The sequence below is a fragment of the Butyrivibrio sp. AC2005 genome (assembly GCF_000424145.1).
Lineage (GTDB): Bacteria > Bacillota > Clostridia > Lachnospirales > Lachnospiraceae > Butyrivibrio.
Map to the genome: position 1 here is coordinate 1 of NZ_AUJI01000043.1, position 21,131 is coordinate 21,131.

At 41.1% G+C, this 21,131-nt stretch carries 13 protein-coding genes; 11 read left to right on the forward strand and 2 right to left on the reverse strand.

The window, feature by feature from the left end; all coding sequences use genetic code 11:
* The first annotated feature begins 646 nt into the window (after positions 1–646).
* From proS to G602_RS0112870, 11 genes are all read left to right on the forward strand, one after another.
* Positions 647–2,083: a proline--tRNA ligase gene (gene proS / locus G602_RS0112820; RefSeq protein WP_026659384.1), complete on the forward strand. Its 1,437-nt coding sequence runs from the start codon at positions 647–649 to the stop codon at positions 2,081–2,083.
* 62 nt (positions 2,084–2,145) lie between these two features.
* Complete coding sequence (locus G602_RS26490) at positions 2,146–3,495, forward strand: CCA tRNA nucleotidyltransferase (protein ID WP_044932048.1); 1,350 nt, start codon at positions 2,146–2,148, stop codon at positions 3,493–3,495.
* Positions 3,496–3,542: 47 nt separating this feature from the next.
* On the forward strand, positions 3,543–5,294 hold the full coding sequence (locus tag G602_RS0112830; RefSeq protein WP_026659385.1) for a PEGA domain-containing protein: 1,752 nt from the start codon (positions 3,543–3,545) through the stop codon (positions 5,292–5,294).
* Positions 5,291–5,530 carry an RNA-binding S4 domain-containing protein gene (locus G602_RS0112835; protein WP_026659386.1) on the forward strand — a complete coding sequence of 80 codons (240 nt, stop codon included), beginning with the start codon at positions 5,291–5,293 and terminating at the stop codon, positions 5,528–5,530. The genes G602_RS0112830 and G602_RS0112835 overlap by 4 nt, the downstream gene beginning before the upstream one ends.
* Before the next feature lie 104 nt (positions 5,531–5,634).
* Positions 5,635–5,952: an FtsB family cell division protein gene (locus G602_RS0112840; RefSeq protein WP_026659387.1), complete on the forward strand. Its 318-nt coding sequence runs from the start codon at positions 5,635–5,637 to the stop codon at positions 5,950–5,952.
* Positions 5,953–6,008: 56 nt separating this feature from the next.
* A complete protein-coding gene (gene tilS, locus G602_RS0112845) occupies positions 6,009–7,436 on the forward strand; it encodes a tRNA lysidine(34) synthetase TilS (RefSeq protein ID WP_026659388.1) in 1,428 nt (475 codons plus the stop codon).
* Positions 7,437–7,480: 44 nt separating this feature from the next.
* A complete protein-coding gene (gene hpt / locus G602_RS0112850; RefSeq protein WP_026659389.1) occupies positions 7,481–8,005 on the forward strand; it encodes a hypoxanthine phosphoribosyltransferase in 525 nt (174 codons plus the stop codon).
* Between the two features lie 12 nt (positions 8,006–8,017).
* On the forward strand, positions 8,018–9,892 hold the full coding sequence (gene ftsH / locus G602_RS26495; protein WP_044932039.1) for an ATP-dependent zinc metalloprotease FtsH: 1,875 nt from the start codon (positions 8,018–8,020) through the stop codon (positions 9,890–9,892).
* Between the two features lie 208 nt (positions 9,893–10,100).
* On the forward strand, positions 10,101–12,203 hold the full coding sequence (locus G602_RS26500; RefSeq protein WP_155829874.1) for a glycoside hydrolase family 13 protein: 2,103 nt from the start codon (positions 10,101–10,103) through the stop codon (positions 12,201–12,203).
* A gap of 30 nt (positions 12,204–12,233) precedes the next feature.
* Positions 12,234–14,966: a YfhO family protein gene (locus G602_RS0112865; RefSeq protein ID WP_026659390.1), complete on the forward strand. Its 2,733-nt coding sequence runs from the start codon at positions 12,234–12,236 to the stop codon at positions 14,964–14,966.
* The gene (locus G602_RS0112870) at positions 14,956–18,165 is read left to right on the forward strand and encodes a 6-pyruvoyl-tetrahydropterin synthase-related protein (protein ID WP_026659391.1); all 3,210 of its coding nucleotides are present in this window, start codon (positions 14,956–14,958) and stop codon (positions 18,163–18,165) included. Before G602_RS0112865 ends, G602_RS0112870 begins: the two co-directional genes overlap by 11 nt.
* On the opposite strand, the gene G602_RS0112875 is transcribed toward G602_RS0112870, so the two are convergent.
* Together G602_RS0112875 and G602_RS0112880 are read right to left on the reverse strand one after the other, a co-directional pair.
* Positions 18,154–19,632: an MBOAT family O-acyltransferase gene (locus tag G602_RS0112875; RefSeq protein WP_026659392.1), complete on the reverse strand. Its 1,479-nt coding sequence runs from the start codon at positions 19,630–19,632 to the stop codon at positions 18,154–18,156. The genes G602_RS0112870 and G602_RS0112875 overlap by 12 nt on opposite strands.
* Before the next feature lie 17 nt (positions 19,633–19,649).
* On the reverse strand, positions 19,650–21,131 hold the full coding sequence (locus G602_RS0112880) for a hypothetical protein (RefSeq protein WP_026659394.1): 1,482 nt from the start codon (positions 21,129–21,131) through the stop codon (positions 19,650–19,652).

A 21,131-nucleotide genomic window follows, 5' to 3' on the forward strand; every position in this document is an offset into this window, starting at 1 on the left:
ATATACATCAGAGGACTGGCATAGTACCCACCATCATGCCAGAAGCCTCAAAAATATTTGCGGGAAAATCTTCCGGTTGGAAATCAGTCTATTCGCGAACAAATTTAATAATTGGGCTAACTGAAAAATAGGTGGTAGGTCAATAGAGTATAAATTATTCAATCTGACGTAAGGCTTTACGAAAAATGATAAAAGGTTTTCAGTTTTAGTAGACCAATTGTTTGTTATTTTAAGAAATAGATTGAACTAACCTCAAGGAAATTATTTATAGAAATTTATTTTCCAGAAAAGTATGCTGATTTATAGCCCTAAATCAAAGAAAACTGATGGGTTGACGTAAGGGAAACGATATTACGTAAATAATTATAGGTAGTGTATCAGTCAAGATAAGGATTATCAGGAAATATGGACTAAAAATAGTAAAATATGAGCATAAATCCGAAAACAAGATATAAGGAGCATGCATAGAAAGAGAAGTTATAAGGGTTGATCATTATGTGTATAACAATTAGTAGTAAGCAGGGTTGAAAACATAAAGCAAATCCACCAAATCATTGACAAACAGTGCATTAAAGCTATATCATGATACAAACTATGCGAATTAGAAAACACATACAAATAAGTAATAAGATTAGGAGAATTAATCATGGCACAGGATGGAAAGAAACTTGTATCAGAGATAACCTCAATGGATGAGGATTTCACACAATGGTACACTGACGTAGTCACAAAGGCAGGACTTATCAGTTACTCAAATATCAAGGGCTTTATGGTTATTAAGCCGGCAGGATATGCTATATGGGAGCTTATTCAGAAGCATCTTGATGAGAGATTTAAGAAGACTGGTGTTACAAATGCTTATCTGCCAATGCTGATACCGGAGTCTCTTCTTCAGAAGGAGAAGGATCACGTCGAAGGTTTCGCACCGGAGGTGGCATGGGTTACTCATGGTGGAATCGAACCTCTCACAGAGAGATATTGTGTACGTCCTACATCGGAGACTCTTTTCTGCGATTACTATAAGGGAGAGATTCATTCATACAAGGATCTGCCTCAGGTACTTAATCAGTGGTGCAGCGTTGTTCGTTGGGAGAAGGAGACAAGACCTTTTCTTCGTTCAAGAGAATTTCTCTGGCAGGAAGGCCATACAGCACATGCCACATTTGAAGAGGCTGAGGAGAGAACTCAGCAGATGCTGAATGTTTATGCAGATTTCCTTGCTGAGGATATGGCTATTCCGGTTATCAAGGGTCAGAAGACTGAGAAGGAGAAGTTTGCAGGAGCAGATGCTACATACACAGTAGAGGCTCTTATGCATGACGGACGTGCTCTTCAGTCTGCAACAAGCCATAACTTTGGTGATGGCTTTGCCAAGGCTTTTGAGATTCAGTATGCCGGAAAAGACAACAAGCTTCACCATGTATTCCAGACTTCATGGGGCGCAACAACAAGACTTATCGGTGCAATGATCATGGTACACGGTGATAATTCAGGTCTTGTGCTTCCGCCCAGAATTGCACCTGTTCAGGTTATGATAGTTCCTATTCAGCAGAAGAAGGAAGGCGTGCTTGAGACAGCAGGTAAGATGCTTGAGGCACTTAAGGACTTCAGAGCTAAGATTGATGATTCAGACAGAAGTCCCGGATATAAGTTTGCTGATCAGGAGATGAGAGGTATCCCGCTTCGTATTGAGATTGGACCTAAGGACATTGAAGCAGGTAAGTGTGTTCTTGTCAGAAGAGATACAAGAGAGAAGATAGAATGTGCTATTGATGAAGTAGCAGCTAAGGTAGGAGAGCTTCTTCCTCAGATACAGAATGACATGTACGAGAGAGCTAAGAATCACCTTGAGACACATACTTTTGCTGCAACCACAAAGGAAGAGTTCGAGGAAGCATTCAAGGAGACCAAGGGCTTTGTAAAGGCTATGTGGTGTGGAGACAGAGCATGTGAGGACAAGATCAAGGAAGATTATTCCGTAACAAGCAGATGCATTCCTTTTGAGCAGGAGAATCTGTCAGGAACATGCGTATGCTGTGGTAAGCCTGCAACCAAGATGGTTTACTGGGGCAGAGCATATTAATCCATTTTGGCAATATGCAATACCAAGACGAAAGATAGAAGAAAGAGTTGGATAGAAAAACAATCAAAATTGATATACCTGCACCTGCAGCCGAGATTCTGGATAAACTCCACGATGCCGGTTATGAGGCCTATGTGGTCGGAGGATGCGTAAGAGACAGTATACTGGGTAGAGAGCCCGGTGACTGGGACATTACCACCAGCGCCAGGCCCGAGCAGGTAAAAAATATATTCGGAAGAACCGTAGATACCGGAATACAGCATGGAACTGTTACTGTCATGATGGGCAAGGAAGGGTTTGAAGTTACCACCTATCGTATAGACGGTGAATATGAGGATGGAAGACATCCGAAGGATGTAACTTTCACGGCAAGTCTTATTGAGGACTTAAAGAGAAGGGACTTCACAATAAATGCCATGGCTTATAGTGATGAGGATGGTCTTATTGATGAGTTTGACGGTCTTACGGATATTGATAAAAAAATAATAAGATGTGTGGGAGAGCCAAGAGAACGTTTTACAGAGGATGCCCTCAGAATGATGAGGGCTATAAGATTTGCAGCTCAGCTTGGCTACTCCATAGAGGAAGATACCAGAAAGGCAATAACAGAGCTTGCACCTACACTTAAGAGAATAAGCTCAGAGAGAGTGCAGGTCGAGCTTGTTAAGCTTCTCATATCGGATAATCCGGGAAAAGTAAAGGAACTGTACCAAACAGGGATTACCGCTGTTTTTATGCCTGAGTTTGATAAGTGCTTTGTTACACCTCAGAATAATCCGCATCACTGTTACAATGTCGGTGAACACATTATCAAATCTGTAGAGGCCGTAAAAAACGATAAGGTTTTAAGAATTACAATGCTTTTTCATGATATTGAAAAGCCTTCCTGCAGAACTACTGACGATGAAGGAATAGATCATTTCCGCGGTCATGCTGTAAAGAGTGCTGATACAGCGGTTATGATCTTAAGAAGGCTTAAGTTCGACAGAGATACCATGGATAAAGTCGAATTGCTTATAAAAAACCATGACTGGCGTTTTCCTGCAGAGAAAAAGAATGTCAGAAGGGCCATGAATAAAATAGGGGATGAGCTGTTCCCATATTTTATAGAGGTAAAAAAGGCAGATACTGCAGCACAGAGTAGTTATCTTCAGGATGAGAAGTACGAATGGATAGACAGACTAAATGTGCTTTACGATGAGATAAAGAGAGACGGAGAGTGCTTTTCTTTAAAAAATCTTGCTGTCAATGGTAAAGACCTTATTGATAAGGGTATTAAACCCGGCAGGGAGCTGGGTGACATACTTTCAGCGATGCTTTCGGATGTGATTGATGATCCGTCTCACAATACGAAGGAATATCTGCTGGACGAAACTAATTTTACCGGGTTTGCTATGAAAGGGAATGAATAGAGCTTGGGGATATTTCCAAATATATATTTGGAAAAGGGGGAAGACTTATGAAAAATAAATTTCAGAGATTCTTCATACTGCTGCTTGCGGTAGTTTTTCTCATGCAACAACCACTGTGTGTATCCGCTGTGGAATCTGATGTGAGCGATGATACCAAGGTTAGAGTTTCACTTCTTGGCAAATATGATTCGGCTGATACTGCAGCGGTTAAGCAGATTAATACATATTCCAAGACAATTCAGTTCAGAAATCACGATATAGGTAAGAACTATACATTAAGCTATGACAATACTTCAATGATATATGATATTCATGGGAATCCCATGTCTGCTTCACTTCTTGAAGTTGGTCAGATTGTTGATATAACCTTTTTAAAAGGAGTAAAGCACCTTAATTCACTGGTTGTTTCAGATGAGGCGTGGGTTGAGGCAGAGGTCAATAATTTTGATCTTGTCAGTGATGATGAAACAGCAAAGATTAATGGCACTGTTTTTCATATAACACCTAAAACACTTATTATCTCGGATGGGCAGGCGGTTAATCCGGAGGATATTCTTTCGACGGATACAATACGCGTAAGCGGAATAGATAAAGAGATTTACAGCATAGTGGTAACAAGAGGACACGGATATGTAAGCCTCTCGTCTGATACGGTAAATGACAGAAGCCTTGTAGGAGCCTGGATTGAACTTGATAAAGAGGTAATCCGTAAGATAACTCCCAATATGCTTATCAGTGCTCCTGAGGGTAGTTATAATGTCAGCATCTTAGGTAATGGTGCTAAATTTCAGTCTGAGATAGTTGTAAATCGCAATGAAGAGACTGTTATAGATACAAGCGTTGCTGAGGTTGAAAAGATTAAGGAGGGAAATGTTACTTTTATAGTGACACCTTCTGAAGCAAGAGTATTTGTGGATGGCGAAGAGGTTTTGACGGAGGTTCCCCGAAGCTATACATATGGCAAGCATAAGCTCCATGTAATGGCTGAAGGATATGAACCACAGGATCATACCCTTAAGGTTGCTGAACCCGATGCCACACTTTTTATAGATCTTGAACCAAAGGAAAATACTGATAAGGCATCAGAGGAGGCATCTGATAAAGCTTCATCAGATGATGAATCATCAAGTGATTCTTCAAGCACTTATGATGATGGCAGTAGATATATTGTGACTGATGGAAATGCCGCAGACACAGCGTCAACTAAGGAAAAACAAAAGAAGACGAATTCTTCCAATACCAAGTCTTCTTCAAGCTCATCAAGTGCAAGCTCGGGAGAAGTTGATTCTGATGCTGCAGCTACGGAGGCGTCTTCGGAGGATGATTCAGGAGAAGATAGTTCTGATGGAAATAAGGCATCAGATGCTGCATCAACAGGGGATAGTTCCAATTCGGATTCATCTGATTCAGGATCTTCTCAAGAGGACAGTAACGAAATTGCCGGATATAAAGTTACATTTGATACTCCTATAGGAGCTGAGGCATATCTTGACGGCAATTATGTTGGAATTTTGCCGGTAACGTTTGTGAAAACAGCAGGCAAGCATATGGTTACTCTTCAGAAGGATGGCTATCAGACGAAGAGCTACACTATACAGGTTGATAAGGAAAAGACAAATGTGACTTATTCATTTCCTGATCTCGTTCCTGTAAGCCATGAAGACAATACCTCGGATAATGATGATAACAGCGGAAATAGCAATAGTGGAAGCAGCGGAAGTGATGCTGCTGACGAAAATAAGACTTCTGGCGATGAGGATACATCAGGTGAACCGGAGGTCAGTGGAGGACAACCATGAGACTTGATAAATATTTAAAAGTAACAAGACTTATAAAGCGAAGAACAGTAGCAAATGACGCATGTGATGCCGGAAGAGTCATGATAAATGACAGGGTGGCAAAAGCCGGCACAGATGTCAAAGCAGGAGATATAATATCCATAAGCTTTGGAAATAAGGATGTTAAGGTAGAAGTTCTGGATGTCAAAGAAACAATCCATAAAGAGGATGTATCATCGCTTTATCGATATATTTGATATGTGGTATTTGACAGCACATTTTATGAGTACTAAAATAGATTTGAAGAGTTATGTTTCCGAAATAACGTTTGTAACAGGATGTTTTCGGATGGGGAGAGATAATGGCAACAAGAGCAAAGTATAAAAGAGGCAGTGTTCAAAATACATATGGAATGATTATGGCTACTGTTGCTGTGGCTCTGCTTCTTGTGGTTGTTTTGGTAAGAAGCTTTAGTCTGGTTCAAAAGAGAGACCAGTATCAGAGCAGAATTGAAACATTACAGGCGCAGATAGATAAAGAAACAGAGCGTAGTGAAGAGATAGCAGAATTCGAGACATATACAACTACCAGAAAGTATATTGAACAGGTTGCAAAAGAAAAACTGGGTCTGGTATATCCCGGAGAGATAATTTTCAAGGATAAAAGCTCAGGAAAATAAAAAGGTGATAAGAGCTCCGGAAGTACATACTCCGGAGCTTTTTAGATTTAGAAAACATGAATAATCTGACTGAGGAATTAAAAAAATACATAAAGAGCGAGAGGCTGATTTCAAGTGGAGAGATAGTACTTGCGGGAGTGTCGGGTGGAGCGGATTCTGTCTGTCTTTTTCATACTCTCTGCGAGCTTAGGGAGGAGCTTTCTTTTAGTCTGTATGTAGTTCATATTAATCACATGATAAGAAAAGCGGCAGACAGTGAAGCGGTTTTTGTTGAGAGACTATGTGAAAAATGGGATGTTCCTTTTTACAGAAGAGATATAAATATACCTGAAATTGTGGAAAAATCTCCCTCCTCAGAGGAAGAAGCAGGAAGAAATGAAAGGTATAAAGCTTTCTGTGATATAGCCGGTGAGATAGAAAGGAAGACAGGCAAGCCTGTAAAAATCGCTACGGCACATAACAGGAATGATCAGGCTGAGACAGTTCTTCACAATCTTTTCAGAGGAAGCAGGATAAAAGGATTGTCAGGAATCAGAGCAAAAGGCACGAGGGAAGGCTTTGAGCTGATAAGACCTCTTTTGATGACAGGAAGGGATGAGATAGAAAAATACCTGTCGGAAAAAGGATATGAATACTGTAATGACAGTAGCAATTTTACGGATGACTACACCAGAAACCGTATAAGACATAATATTATTCCTGTGGCCAATGAACAGATAAATCCAAGGGCAGATCTGCACGTGGCGGAAACAGCCGAATATCTTGCAAAAATAGATGAATATCTTGAGGGACAGGCTAATCTGGTAAAAAACTGGCTTATCGAGAACTCCAGGGAAGAAGTGATAATGGACTGCATAGTCCTTGCCGGGGTACCGGATATTATCAGGGAGAGACTTATAATTAAGGGAATCCATCTTCTTTATCCGCATGTTAAGGATATTCAGGCAGTACATATTAAGGAGCTGTCAGCGATTGTGATGAGTACTGACGGAAGTGCAATGCTGGATTTGCCATATGGAATAAAGGCAGTAAGAAATTATGACAAGCTGCACTTTTATTTTGAAACCGATGACAAAAATGCGGAAAATGATAGCATAGTGCTTGACCTAAGCAAAATAGAGGATGGCGATACCATTGAGAGGGAAATTCCTAATCTGGGAATGGTAAATATCAGGGTTTTTCCTTATAAAAGCTCATTCAAAATACCTACAACCGAATATACGAAATGGTTTAATTATGATAAAATAAGTAATAGTTTGCAGTTCCGTACGAGAAGAACAGGAGATATAATCTCGCTCGGAAATGGAAATAAGAAACTGAAAAAATTCATGATAGATGAAAAAATCCCGATTAATAAGAGAGATGAGCTCTATATACTGGCGGACGGGGGTAATGTTCTCTGGATTCCCGGATACCGAATGGGCGATTTCTATAAACTGGATGATGATTCAGACAGAGTTTTGGAAGTAACAGTTATTAAATGATTAAGAAAGACGGAGTGCATGACACTTCCGGAAGAGAGGTAATTATGGCAGAATCAGTTAGAGTATTACTTTCTGAGGAAGAAGTAGACAAGAGAATACAGGCAATAGGCGAGCAGATTAGCAAAGACTATGCCGGCAAGACAGTACATCTTATATGTGTACTTAAGGGTGGCACATTTTTCATGTGTGAGCTTGCAAAGAGAATTACAGTCCCTGTAACTATGGACTTTATGTCTGCTTCAAGCTATGGTTCATCAACCAAGTCCAGCGGAGTAGTTAAGATCGTTAAGGATCTTGATGAGCCTATTGCCGGTAAGGATGTACTGGTTGTTGAGGATATTGTGGATTCAGGAAGAACTCTCAGCTATCTTCTTAAGATGCTTGGTGACAGAGGACCTTCAAGCATTAAGCTCTGCACTCTTCTTGACAAACCTGAGAGAAGAGTTATGGACGTACACGTAGACTACACAGGCTTTGAGATTCCGGATGAGTTTGTTGTGGGCTATGGTCTGGATTATGATCAAAGATATCGAAACCTTCCTTACATTGGGGTAGTAGAGTTCGATTAAAGGGGATAAACAGTGAATAAAAACAGGGGATTTAATTTTTACTTTGGGCTTATTGTGGTCCTTTTATTAGCCTTGGCTTTTCTTGAGTATGGAAAAGGCAGAATCCAGTCTTCGGATACGGCTTATACTATAGGACAGTTGAAAAATGCTCTTGAAAAGGGGAAAGTGGTAGGTGCGGTTATTATACCTAATCAGGAGACGCCTACAGGTGTTGTTCAGATTACACTTACCGATGGTCAGGAAAAAGTGCTCTATGCAACCGATGTTTCGGATGTAGAGGATTTACTGATAGAAAAAGGCATCGATCCTGTGGTCAGAGATGTGCCGGGAGAGAATCTTTTAATCAGCAGCATCATACCTATATTGGTTGGTTTGTTTGTAATCACATTTCTGTTTGTGATGATGAATAATGCTCAGGGGCAATCGTCCGGTAATAACCGAATGATGAATTTCGGAAAGAGCAGAGCTCGTCTTTCGACAGGAGATGATAACAAGATAAAGCTTTCCGATGTGGCAGGTCTTGTTGAAGAGAAAGAGCAGCTGACAGAGATTATAGAATTTTTGAAAGATGCCGGAAAATTTACCAGAGTAGGAGCAAGAATTCCTAAAGGTGTTCTGCTTGAGGGTGCACCCGGAACAGGTAAAACTCTTCTTGCAAGAGCTGTAGCGGGAGAGGCAGGAGTTCCCTTCTTTAGTATTTCGGGTTCTGATTTCGTTGAGATGTTTGTCGGAGTCGGAGCTTCAAGAGTGCGTGATCTGTTTGCTGATGCAAAGAAGAATTCACCCTGTATTATTTTTATCGATGAGATAGATGCAGTTGCAAGACGCCGTGGAACAGGTATGGGCGGCGGACATGATGAACGTGAACAGACACTGAACCAGCTTCTTGTTGAGATGGACGGTTTCGGTGTAAATGAGGGAATCATTGTCATGGCTGCAACAAACCGTGTAGACATACTTGATCCCGCTATTCTTCGTCCGGGACGTTTTGACAGAAAGATTACTGTTGCCCGTCCTGATGTTAAGGGAAGAGAAGAAATCCTGAAGGTTCATGCAAGAAATAAGCCACTTGGTGAGGATGTTGTTCTTAAGGATATTGCCCAGACTACAGCAGGCTTTACAGGAGCCGATCTGGAGAATCTTCTCAATGAGGCAGCTATTAATGCTGCAATGGATAATCGTACATATATCAAACAGCATGATATTCAGAAAGCTTTTGTACAGGTTGGTATCGGTACAGAGAAACACAGCCATATCATTTCCGATAAGGAAAAGAAGATCACTGCATATCATGAGTCAGGGCATGCAATCCTTTATCATGTTCTTCCGGATGTAGGACCTGTTTATACTGTTTCTGTTATACCTACAGGTATGGGTGCTGCAGGATATACAATGCCTCTTCCCGAAAAGGATGAGATGTTCCTTACAAAGGGTAAGATGCTTCAGGAGATAATGGTAGTTCTTGGTGGAAGAATTGCCGAAGAAATCATCTTTGGTGATATTACAACAGGAGCTTCGAGTGATATTCAGAAGGCAACAAGTGAAGCGAGAAAGATGGTTACCGTATACGGCATGTCAAAGAAGATCGGTATCATCAATTACAACGAGCAGGAAGAGGACGTATTCATCGGCTATGACATTCAGCACAACAAGAGGAATTCTGAACTGATGGCAGGTGAAATTGATAAGCAGGTCAAGGATATAATTGATCTGTGCTATGCAAAGGCCAAGGAGATATTAAGATCATATGAGGATATTCTTCATTCCAGTTCTCAGCTTTTGATAGAAAAAGAAAAAATAGGACGTGAGGAGTTCGAGGAACTTTTTGCCTCACACCCTGCTGTTTCACTTGGGGAAGACATAGCAGCACTTGCCGAAAAAATTTAAGGCTTGTGCAAAATACACAAAAATGTATATGAGGTTTTAGTTATTTTGTGAAACGTGAGTATTTACCCGTAATCGTTTACGTGCTACTATAATCGCGTAACCCCCAATACATTAAAGTTTTTTGCTATACCCATAAGAAAGAAATACCTTCTCTAAAAAAGACAGCAACCCTAAGCTGTCTTTTTTTCATATCAAGGAGATTTTTATGATTAGACGGGACAGACTGTTCCATGACATGACGCTGGACTTTCTACAGCCGCCGCATCCAAAGGCAGGCAGTTTTGTGTTTTTGTATTTTCGCTGTGGACAGAATGATGCAAAGAAGATAACACTTGTATCCAGAAATGGTGTTCAACTGGCAGAGAATGATATGAAAAAACACCATTCAGAGGATGGGTTTGACTTTTATCTTTTCGAAGGAAAAATACCGGTTAACAGCGATACTATCTATTATTATTTCAAAATTGAAGGGGACGGAGAGACTCTGTATTACGATTGTAAAGGTGTGAGTCTGTCAGTTCCGGATAAGTATAAATTCAGATTGATTCCCGGGTATGAAACACCTGACTGGGCAAAAGGTGCCGTTATGTATCAGATCTTTGTGGACAGATTCAGAAACGGTGATCCTTCCAATGATGTTTTGACAGATGAATACAGTTATGTCGGAAGTCACAGTGTGCAGGTGACTAACTGGAAAAAATATCCGGATCCGGATGGAAATATAAGAGAATTCTACGGAGGCGATCTTCAGGGAGTTCTAGATAAGCTTGATTATCTTAAGGAGTTGGGAATAGAGGTAATATATTTCAATCCAATATTTGTATCTCCTTCATCTCATAAATATGATACGCAGGATTATGATCATATTGACCCTCATTTTGGTGTAATTATTTCGGACAACGGAGAATTGTTGGAAGAAGGCTCTGAGAACAGATATGCTACCAGATATATTGACAGAGTAACTAACAGGAAAAATTTAGAGGCGTCCGATGCTCTTTTTGCAAAGCTTGTTCATGAGGCTCATAAGCGTGGAATAAAAGTCATACTAGACGGAGTATTCAACCACTGCGGATCCTTTAATAAATGGATGGATAAGGAGCGTATATATGAGAATGCACCGGGATATGACCCCGGAGCCTATGTCTCAAAGGATAGCCCCTATCATGATTACTTTGGATTTAGCGGCGGAGAATGGCCGTACAACGGTAATTATGAAGGCTGGTGGGGATATGATACACTTCCCAAAATGAATTATGAAGGAAGTAAGAAGCTTGAGAATTATATTCTCGGAGTCGGAAAAAAATGGGTCTCTGCTCCATACTACGCAGATGGCTGGAGACTTGACGTGGCAGCTGATCTTGGCCATTCTTCGGAATATAATCACGAATTCTGGAAGAAATTCAGAAATGCTGTAAAGGAAGCTAATCCCGAAGCGCTCATTTTAGCCGAGCATTATGGAAGTGCTCATGAATGGCTAAAGGGCGGTGAATGGGACAGCGTAATGAATTATGATGCTTTCATGGAGCCTCTTACGTATTTTCTTACAGGAATGGAAAAACACAGTGATGAGTTCCATGAAGAGAAAATTGGTGATGTAAATCTGTTTTGGGAGACTATGCTCTGCGCAGGGGCTGACAACTTTGTACAGGAATCAGCTCTTGTTGCCATGAATGAGCTCTCTAATCATGATCATTCGAGATTTTTATCAAGGACAAATCATGTTGTAGGAAGGTGTGGAACCAAAGGCTTCAGGGCAGCTGAAGAGGGAGTGAACAAGGCTGTGATGAGACAGGCTGTTACTGTTCAGATGACATGGCCGGGAGCACCTACAGTTTATTATGGCGACGAAGCGGGCGTGTGTGGCTTTACAGATCCTGATAACAGAAGAACATATCCATGGGGAACTGAGGATCAGGAAATGCTGGAGTTCCATAAGGAAATTATCCACATTCATAAGACAAGCATGGAGCTTAAGACAGGGTCTATTGTCAGGCTCGATGCAGACGATGGTGTGCTTGCGTACGGAAGGTTCAACAGAACGAGTGCCACTATTGTTGTAATAAATACAAATGAATATCTGACTGTTACGGAAATCAGTCTTGCACCGCTTGGAATACCTGAGGAAGCCAGACTGATCAGAGTACTTGAGAGCAATAATAAAGGCTTTACTACAGATCCCTTAAGCTACAACGTAAAAAACGGTAGGCTTGTCAGGGCATATGGCAGTGACTCTGCTGTTGTATTGCAATACAACAGAATAACAGCTGTGAACGAGGAAGCATTCTGGTCTACCAACTTCTTCCGTATGTAAAATAAATTAAAAATATTGAGGTTGATAATAATGAAATCTTCATCTGCCGGATCTAAGCGAAGAACATTTATATGCTTTACTGTTATCTACATTTTGATCTCCGTCTTTGTATGGGGATGGTTCTTTAAGAGTGGGAAATCGCTTATTAACAGTTCTGATGCTTTTAAGCAGCATATTAATGCACTGGCAAAATATGGTCGTTTTTTACGGGGTATTTTTTACAGACTGTTCACCGAGCATAAGCTTTCCCTGCAGAGCTATGATTTCGGAATAGGATATGGTGCGGATTTTCTCACGTCCATGCAGTATTATGCAGTGGGAGATCCGCTAAATCTTCCTGTAGGATTGTTACCATCAAAATATGTATATTATTATTTTCAGTTTCTGATATTCATTCGTCCATATCTGGCAGGAGTATCCTTCCTTGCACTTGCAGGAAGAGAGGAGAGATTTTCTGTTATTTCCCGTCTGACGGGAGCAATATCCTATGCATTTTGCGGAATAGTTTTATTTATAGGTATGTGGAATCCACAGTTTGTGCAGCCTATGATATGTTTACCGCTTCTTATCATCGGAGTTCAGAAATATATTCACGAAAAAAAATCCCTGACATTTATTATGGCAGTAGCTTTTTCAGCAGTTAGTAATTTCTATTTCTTCTACATGCTGGTTATTATGATTGTGGCATACACCATCATTTATCTGCTGACAAATAAGATATTCAAAGATACTAAAGAAGGAATCATCTGTATAGGAAGGCTCTTTGGCCTTGGAGTGATTGGAACCCTTTTAGCTATGCCGATTCTTCTTCCTGTTATACTGGCATTTTTATCAAATCCCAGAGCAGGTCTTGGATCTCATGCGGTACCGGTTGTTTATTCACTGGATTACTATAAGGAACTGCTTGTCAGTCTGATTTCATATAAATACTTCCCAAGATATGATACGGTAATAAGTCTTACCTTTATTGCACTTCCGGCTCTTGCACTTCTTTTCCTTAAATCGGATGAGGAAAGAAAAAATGAGGTGGTAAGGTATAGGATAATTGCCGTTGTTATGACTGCGATGCTGATCATACCTGCTGCAGGATATGTGATGACAGGATTTTCCTACACAATAAACAGGTGGAGCTTTGCATATTGCCTGCTGCTTTCGTATCTAATTACATATTTTACGCAGGAGAGCGTCCTTTTAGATTTAAAGAATATCTTTACAGCAGCGATTATAAGTGCAGTATATGTTGCTGTTCTTATGCTTTTTGGAGAAAAGGCAATAGGGATTACCCCTCAGCTTATTCTGCTTGCAGTAATGTTTGTTATCCTTTTTGCTGTAAAGCTTCCTGAGATTGTAAGGAGAAGTAGTTTATTGATTCTGGTACTTCTGGGCATAGTTTTTAACGGATATACAGCCAATGCCCCGGAAGCAGGAAATCTTCCAAGCGGATATGTCGATAGCATGTCGCCGGAAGAATATGATGAGCTTGTTATGAGTACAGAGCTTAGAGCGTTATCTGAAACTGTGCCGGAGGGATACGATAATTATTACAGTTATTCAGGCAGAAGTCTTACATGGAACGCTTCTTTGCCCTATGGAATTCCATCAACCCAGTTTTACTGGAGTCTTGCAAACGGAGCAGTTTCAGATTATATGGAATCTCTTGCCATAAATGAGATGTCAAATTTCTCATTTTTCGGACTTGATGATCGTGCTATACCGATGCAGCTTGCAGGAGTTAAGTACTATACGCTTAGATATAATAACGAGGAGGAGCAAAGATATATCCCCTATGGCTATGCTCCTTTTTCAGAGTGGTATAATTTTGGAATTTATGCTAATGGCAATGCCCCTGCCCTTGGATATACGTACAGACAGACTATGACAAGGGAGGCTTATGATACACTTGACCCTGCAAAGAGGCAGCAGGCCATGCTTTTTGGAGCTGTCAGGGAAAAGGTAAACAAAGATGCTTCCTGTGAAATCTCTGAGCTGGATACAACCGATGAAGGCATATTTACAGATGTTTCAGTTCCGTATGAGATAACAGACAAGCATGGGGTAAAGCTTAAGGATAATGTTTTTGTAGTAAAAAAGGATAATGCAGAGTGCACCATTTCCTTTGAAGGACTTCCCGGTTCTGAGACATACCTGTATTTTGAAAATTTAAACTGTGATATAAAGGATGATGCTGCAAATATTACGGTGAGCACAAGCACACCTGAAAACAGGGCTGTTACAAAGACTATCGCCTATAAGACCCCGTACAGCCAGTTTTACAGCGGATGGCATAACTACCTTGTAAACCTGTGCTATAGCGATGAAGCAAGAAGCAGTATTACCATCACTTTTCCTCAAAAGGGAAGATACAGCTTTGACACGCTTGCGGTTATCTGTCAGCCTATGCAGAGTTATGCGGAAAAAGCTCCTGTATTTGCGGCAGAAACTATAGCGGATAATGAACTTCACAGAAATCCCAGGTCACTTATGACAAACGAGATAACCGGAACAATAACTGCCGGGGAAGACTCATATCTTGTGCTGAATATTCCATATGATAAGGGCTGGACTATCTATGTGGATAACGAGAAGAGAACGCCTGAAAAAGCAAATATAATGTTCCTTGGGACACCTATAGGAGAGGGGACGCACAATATAGTACTTAAGTATCATACACCGGGACTTACTTTGGGACTCGTGCTTTTTGTTCTGGGTATCGCCTCTCTTGTAATAATATGTAAGATGGAGAGAAAACGAAGTGAGCGCTAAGAAGAGCTTGGATAAAAAAACAATTTATTTTGCGACTGTATATATTATAGCTATATTATCGAGACTGATATTTCTTAAGAGTTCTCCTGCAGGATTGCATGTAGATGAGGCAGGAATGGCCTATGATGCATATTGTCTTGCAAATTACGGAGTCGACAGGAATTTATTATCCTTCCCTGTTTACCTGATAAACTATGGTGGAGGACAGAGTGCGCTATATGCTTATATGGCTGCTGTCTTTGTGAAATTCATGGGACTCGGCGTCCTGGCAATAAGACTTCCCGGAGTTATATCATCTATCATAACTTTGTTTGCAGGGGAGAAGATAGTACAGAGAATATGTGGCGAGGATTCTGCGGCTGCATATATTTATCCTCTTCTTTTCACGGGGTGTCCGGTATTTGTCATGAGTGCGAGGTTTGGTCTTGACTGTAACCTCATGCTTGGAATGACTACACTGTTCTTATTTTTGCTTCTTCGGGCAGTAGATTCAGGTAAGAAGGCAGACTATGCTCTTGGGGGACTGATGGCAGGAGTTTCGCTTTATACATATGCTATCTGCTATGCGATAATGCCACTCTTTTTACTTGTATTCTTTATTGTGCTTCTCATTAAGAGGAAGCTGAACGCACTAAGAGTTGTTTGTTTTGCTGTTCCGCTCGCTATTCTTGCACTTCCGCTTTTAGTGACACAGTATGTAAATATTACAGGAAGTGAATCCATAGTATTTGGCATCATTACAATGCCTGCGCTTACCTTCTACCGAGGAGGGGAAATAGGTGTGCCCTCGATTCAGGGGCTTCTAAATGCATTGAAAAGCATTTTCCTTTTTGACAGTCTTAACTACAACAGCATGCCTTCCTTTGGAACCATGTATTACATTTTGATACCGTTTATTGCAGCCGGATTTGTACGGACGCTGATATGTTCATTTAAAGGCTTTGGGAAAAAGGAGTTTGCACCGGAGGCAGTTCCTGCCCTGTGGTTCCTTGCAGAGCTCCTTATCGGGTCAATGCTTGGAGGAGATGGACCAAATGTAAATAAGATGAACGGAATCTTCTTTACTGTGGCATTTTTCGGAGCCTTTGGAGCAGACCTTTTCATAGGATTATTTGCAAAGAATAAGAAATTATATCTTGCGGTATCTGCAGTACTGGGATGTGTATTTATAGCATTTTCAGCGGCGTTTTTTACAAAATACCTGGGAACATATTCGGATGATCTTTATCTTTTCCAGAAGCCTATTGATGAACCTATAAGGGTGCTGGAAGAGGAAGAAGCATTTGCTGATAAGCAGGTGGTAGTAATTCATGACAATCAGCCCTACATTCCGCCCTATATCTATTACTTGCTTGGGACTAAGCTCTCACCTTATGAATTCAACATGGGAGATACATCCTTTTATGCCAGGTATTTATTCTATACACCTGAGGAACTGAGTCCTGATTACGTGTATCTGGTATTTGCGGGAAATCCTGAGGCGATCGGGAGACTGCAGGAAATAGGATGTAATCAGGTAATTGAACTGGACGGAGCTTCTCTTGTATATAGCGGGGAGCCAGTGGATTATGAAGCACTGGAAAAAGCTGAAGAAAAAAAGGAGGGGATTCCCTTTGGCCATGATCTTCCTTTTCATTTGAGGAGAATAGCCGGAATTGCAGAGGGGCTTAAGGCAGGTGAATTTCCTGTAAAGATGCAGCACTTCTGGTTCAACAATTATGGCTATCCGGTAGGTGTGATGTACGGTGATGCACTTTTATATATACCGGCGATTCTTCATATTTGCGGTATGCCTCTTTGGCTTGCATATAAGTGCTATCTGATACTTATTCAAATATTAACAGCTCTTACGGCCTATTTTTGTTTTAAATATCTTTCGGAAAACAGAATTACCGGAATAATCTGTATGATCCTGTATTTCTTCTCATTTTGGAGACTTACGGATATGCTTTCAAGAGAAGCAGTAGGTGAGTATAGTGCCTTTGCATTTCTTCCGCTGATTGTACTTGGGCTTGCAAGAATACACAGAGGTGATAATGAAAAGCGTGGTGCGATAGAGCTTGCAGCCGGAATGACAGGACTATTCATGACACATCTTCTTAGTGTGGTAATGGCCGTTCTCTTCGTGGTAATCTTCGTGATTGCAGATGCAAGAAATATGCTTACAAAGGGTAAGTGGAAGACACTTATGGCAGCAGCAGGAGGGGCGCTCCTTCTTAACCTGGGGCAGCTTGTTCCGCTCATTGATTATTATAAAAATGCACCTATGCTGATAAATTCAGGAGAGAGTACTCCGATACAAACCTTTGGAATTACCTGGAGACAGTTGTTTGGAGCCTTTTATGATGTGCTGGCACCCATTAAGGAACTTGGTGCTGAGCCCGTGGAGGAGCTTCCGCAGTCACCGGGACTTTCGCTTATTGCTATTGTGGTAGTAGGAATTGTGCTTCTGATTTCCAGAGGAAAAGAGATTGGAAAGCATGTGACGGAAATAATAATACTGGTGCTTAGCGTTTTTGCACTCATTTTAAGTACCTGCTATTTTCCCTATGATTTTCTGTTTGAAAAGGCCAGGTTCGTATTCAAGCTTCTCGGAAGCATACAGTACCCGGCAAGATATCTCACTGCAGCCACTGTTTTGATATGTACATTTTTTGCACTGCTTCAGAGAAAGAAGCCTGCTTATTTACTGGGTGTAATACTTGTAGTCTTAAGTCTTTGGCAGAGCGGATCATATGTGAATGCTTTTCTTGAGAAACAGACAAACATAGTATCAGTTAAGACAGTGGATGAGCTTACCTCCTTTGACGATGACAGGCAGTATATGCTCGTTGGAACAGATACGGAAAGATTGCAGTACGCATCGGTTCTTCCATCTGCAGAAGAGATAACGTATTCTGATGAAATGAGAAATGGCGGAGAATATTCGCTTAGACTTAGCAACAATACAGGAGAAGAGGGCTATGCTGATCTGCCGATCCTTTCTTATCCGTATTATTACGGAACGGATGGAGAAACGAGTTATAAGATGTCCTCAGGAGATAATAATAAGCTTAGAGTGACTCTGCCGGCAGGAACCGACTCTGTAATAAGAATCAGGTTCCGTGAGCCTCTTTACTGGAGAGTGGCAGAGATTGTATCATTAGTTTTTGCTTTAGGCGTGATAATAAGACTTATTGTAAAAAAATCAAAAGCTTGAGTAGATGAACGAAGCGGCATTGTAGCCGGGACCCCATACACCGCAGATTAAGATAAACAAAACTGCAAGGATGTATGTGATCCAGCGGAGGCACAGTGCACGCTTCGTTATTTTTTTCCGTACAGATATGCCCTTATAATTCAGGATGTCAACGATTGTAAGGACTATCAGTGCGGGTATCAGGAGTCTGACATCAGCTTCCGGAAGTCCCAGATTAAAGAGGGTTTTGTCAAATAAAACCCAGGGAGTTATAGTCCACATGTTTTTCAGCATATACATGGAGACCTTAAAGTCAGGTGCCTTAAAGAATATCCAGCCTATATTTACAAGCAGGAAGGTTATTATTATTCTTATCAGCTTAAGGGAAAAGCTGTTTGAATCTGCATTAAGTGCATGCAGGAGCTTTTCACGTGCCGGTTTTAATAAAATACCTGCTACCTGATAAAGTCCGTGGAGAAATCCCCAAAAAACAAAGGTCCAGGCGGCACCGTGCCACAAACCGCTTATGGCAAAGACGATGCAGATATTGATCAGTTTTCTTACATATCCCTTTCTGTTTCCTCCAAGTGGAATATATAAGTAATCTCTCAGCCAGGATGATAGGGAGATATGCCATCTTCTCCAGAATTCAGCGACTGATTCCGAAAGATATGGCTGCTCAAAGTTTTTCATTATATCAATTCCCATAATTTTGGCTGAGCCTATAGCGATATTGGAATAGCCTGCAAAATCAAGGTATATCTCAAGAGAATAAAAAACAGTTGCTAAAAACAGGACAGTACCGGGGTAATCCTTATAGGAGGAGTAAACCGTATTCACAAGTACCGCGAGTCTGTCAGCGATGATAATCTTCTGGAAATATCCCCACATCATTAGCAGAAGGCCATCCCTCATGTTGTCATGAGAAAAATCAGCGAGATTCTTGAACTGAGGGAGCATATTGCCTGCTCTCTCTATGGGACCCGATGTAATCTGAGGGAAAAAGGAAATGAACAGGGAAAGCCTGAAAAAGTTTTTCTCGGGTGCAATTGTTCCTCTGTAGCAGTCGATGATATAGCCGATTGCCTGGAAGGTATAGAAGGATATTCCCACAGGAAGGATTATTTCAGCGATTTCGCCCAAACCTTCAAGTCCCAAGGCGGACTGAATGCTTTTTACTATCTCAAGTAAAAAACCTGTGTACTTAAAATAGCCAAGATTAAGAACAAGGAGAACTATTCCTGTAATAAGGGCTCCCTTTCTTTTTCCTTCGGATGTAGTTTTTGCAGATGATCCGGAAAGTAATCCGGAAATATAAGAGATTACAGTTACGGCTAACAGCATCAAAAGAAGATTGCCGCTCAGCTTGTAATAAAAGCCCCAGCTTGCGATAAGGAGCCAGAGGTACCTGAATTTTTTGGGAACAATAAAATATATTGAAATTGTTATCAGTAAAAACAGCAAAAAGCTTAATGAAACGAACTGCATGTCAGCCTCCGAAATAATTAGTTTTCATCATAGTCATAAGTGAAGTGATCACAGGTGTAGTACTGGTGGGATGAAAGATTTCCTCCTGAGAAGCCAAGTAGCTGCACATCGGCGTAAGCATGGTCATCTGAGTAGAGGAAATTGTTCTCGGTATCACCATTTAAGGCAAGAACTCTGTAAATAGCACTTGCAGGTGTATAGGTAAGAGAGCCTTCTGCTGTTTCTATATAAACGTCCTCGCCATCTCCTGCAAATTCAGAGATATTTCCATGGTCTGACACCAGCAGATAGGAGCACTTTTCAGAGACAGCCATGTCAAGGGCTTCGCCTGCTCCAAGGGATCGTAACTGTCTTATAAGAGTCGGATCTGCATAGACAGCAGAGTCGCCTCGAATCGAAACTACAAAGGTTTTTTCAGAGCCTGATAGGGAATACATCATCAGCTGTGTGTATAAATCCTCATTTCCTTCAGTCATGGATGCAAGCTCTGAATGGTATTCATCAAGGCATTTATTCCACTCTTCATAGGAAGGATCTTCCCTGTGATCGGGAAGGGGACAGGTCTGGGATAAATAGCTGCCAAGATAGGATGTAACCTTTTGGCATCCTAATACATTTAAATGTCCCGGATCTGCCATATCAGCGTTTATATCAATAATTCCGGGAACCTCCAGCATGTTTAATGAGGGAAAACCATATTCCGCGGCGATCTGATCGGCTGTGTGGGCAGCAGCCTGATTCTCTGCCATAGCAAGAAACGGGACAGTGACAACAACAGCCTGTATGCCGCGATCCCTGCAGGTGTTAAGAATCATTCTGAGGTAGTGGGTTCCCACTGTTTCCTGTTCGAGGGTTCCTGCCTGGTAATCCACGTATTCATACTCTGCAGAGTGGATTTCATAGTCCATAACAGCACCCATCATGCGGTTTATGTCAGCGTCCTTTGTGAAGCGATTAAAATCAGCAGAATCAAGTTCCTTCCATCTGTCGTGATAAACGATGAAATCAAACCAATAGGCATATTTCTTATCCTGATTTTCAAACATATCATTTATGGCATGATATTTCATTCTGCTAAGAGGAAATCTGTCTATATTAAGATGAAGCTCGTCACTGCTGACATTGGCATTTGGATCATCGATGTATCTGACATCGTTTTCAAGCATGTAGGAATCGATGATAACAAGCTTTGGGGTGCAGTGATCAAGTGCAAGCATGAGCTGCCAGTAGCTTGAAAGAAGTACGCTTCCATAGCCACCAAGATTGTAAGAGGTATAGCCATATTCTTCGTATAACTGAAGTGGGTTGATACCATTTATTACGTGAGAGGATCCTAAAATAAGGGCATCTATGTGATTCTTCTTCGCCTCCTTGAAAAACATTTCATTTTTATTGAAACTGGATTTTCGCTCAACGAGCAGAGATGCGGCAATGATACAGCAAAGCAGTAAGATAAGAAAAAGAATATCTCTAACTGCGATGAAAAGCTTTTTACGCAC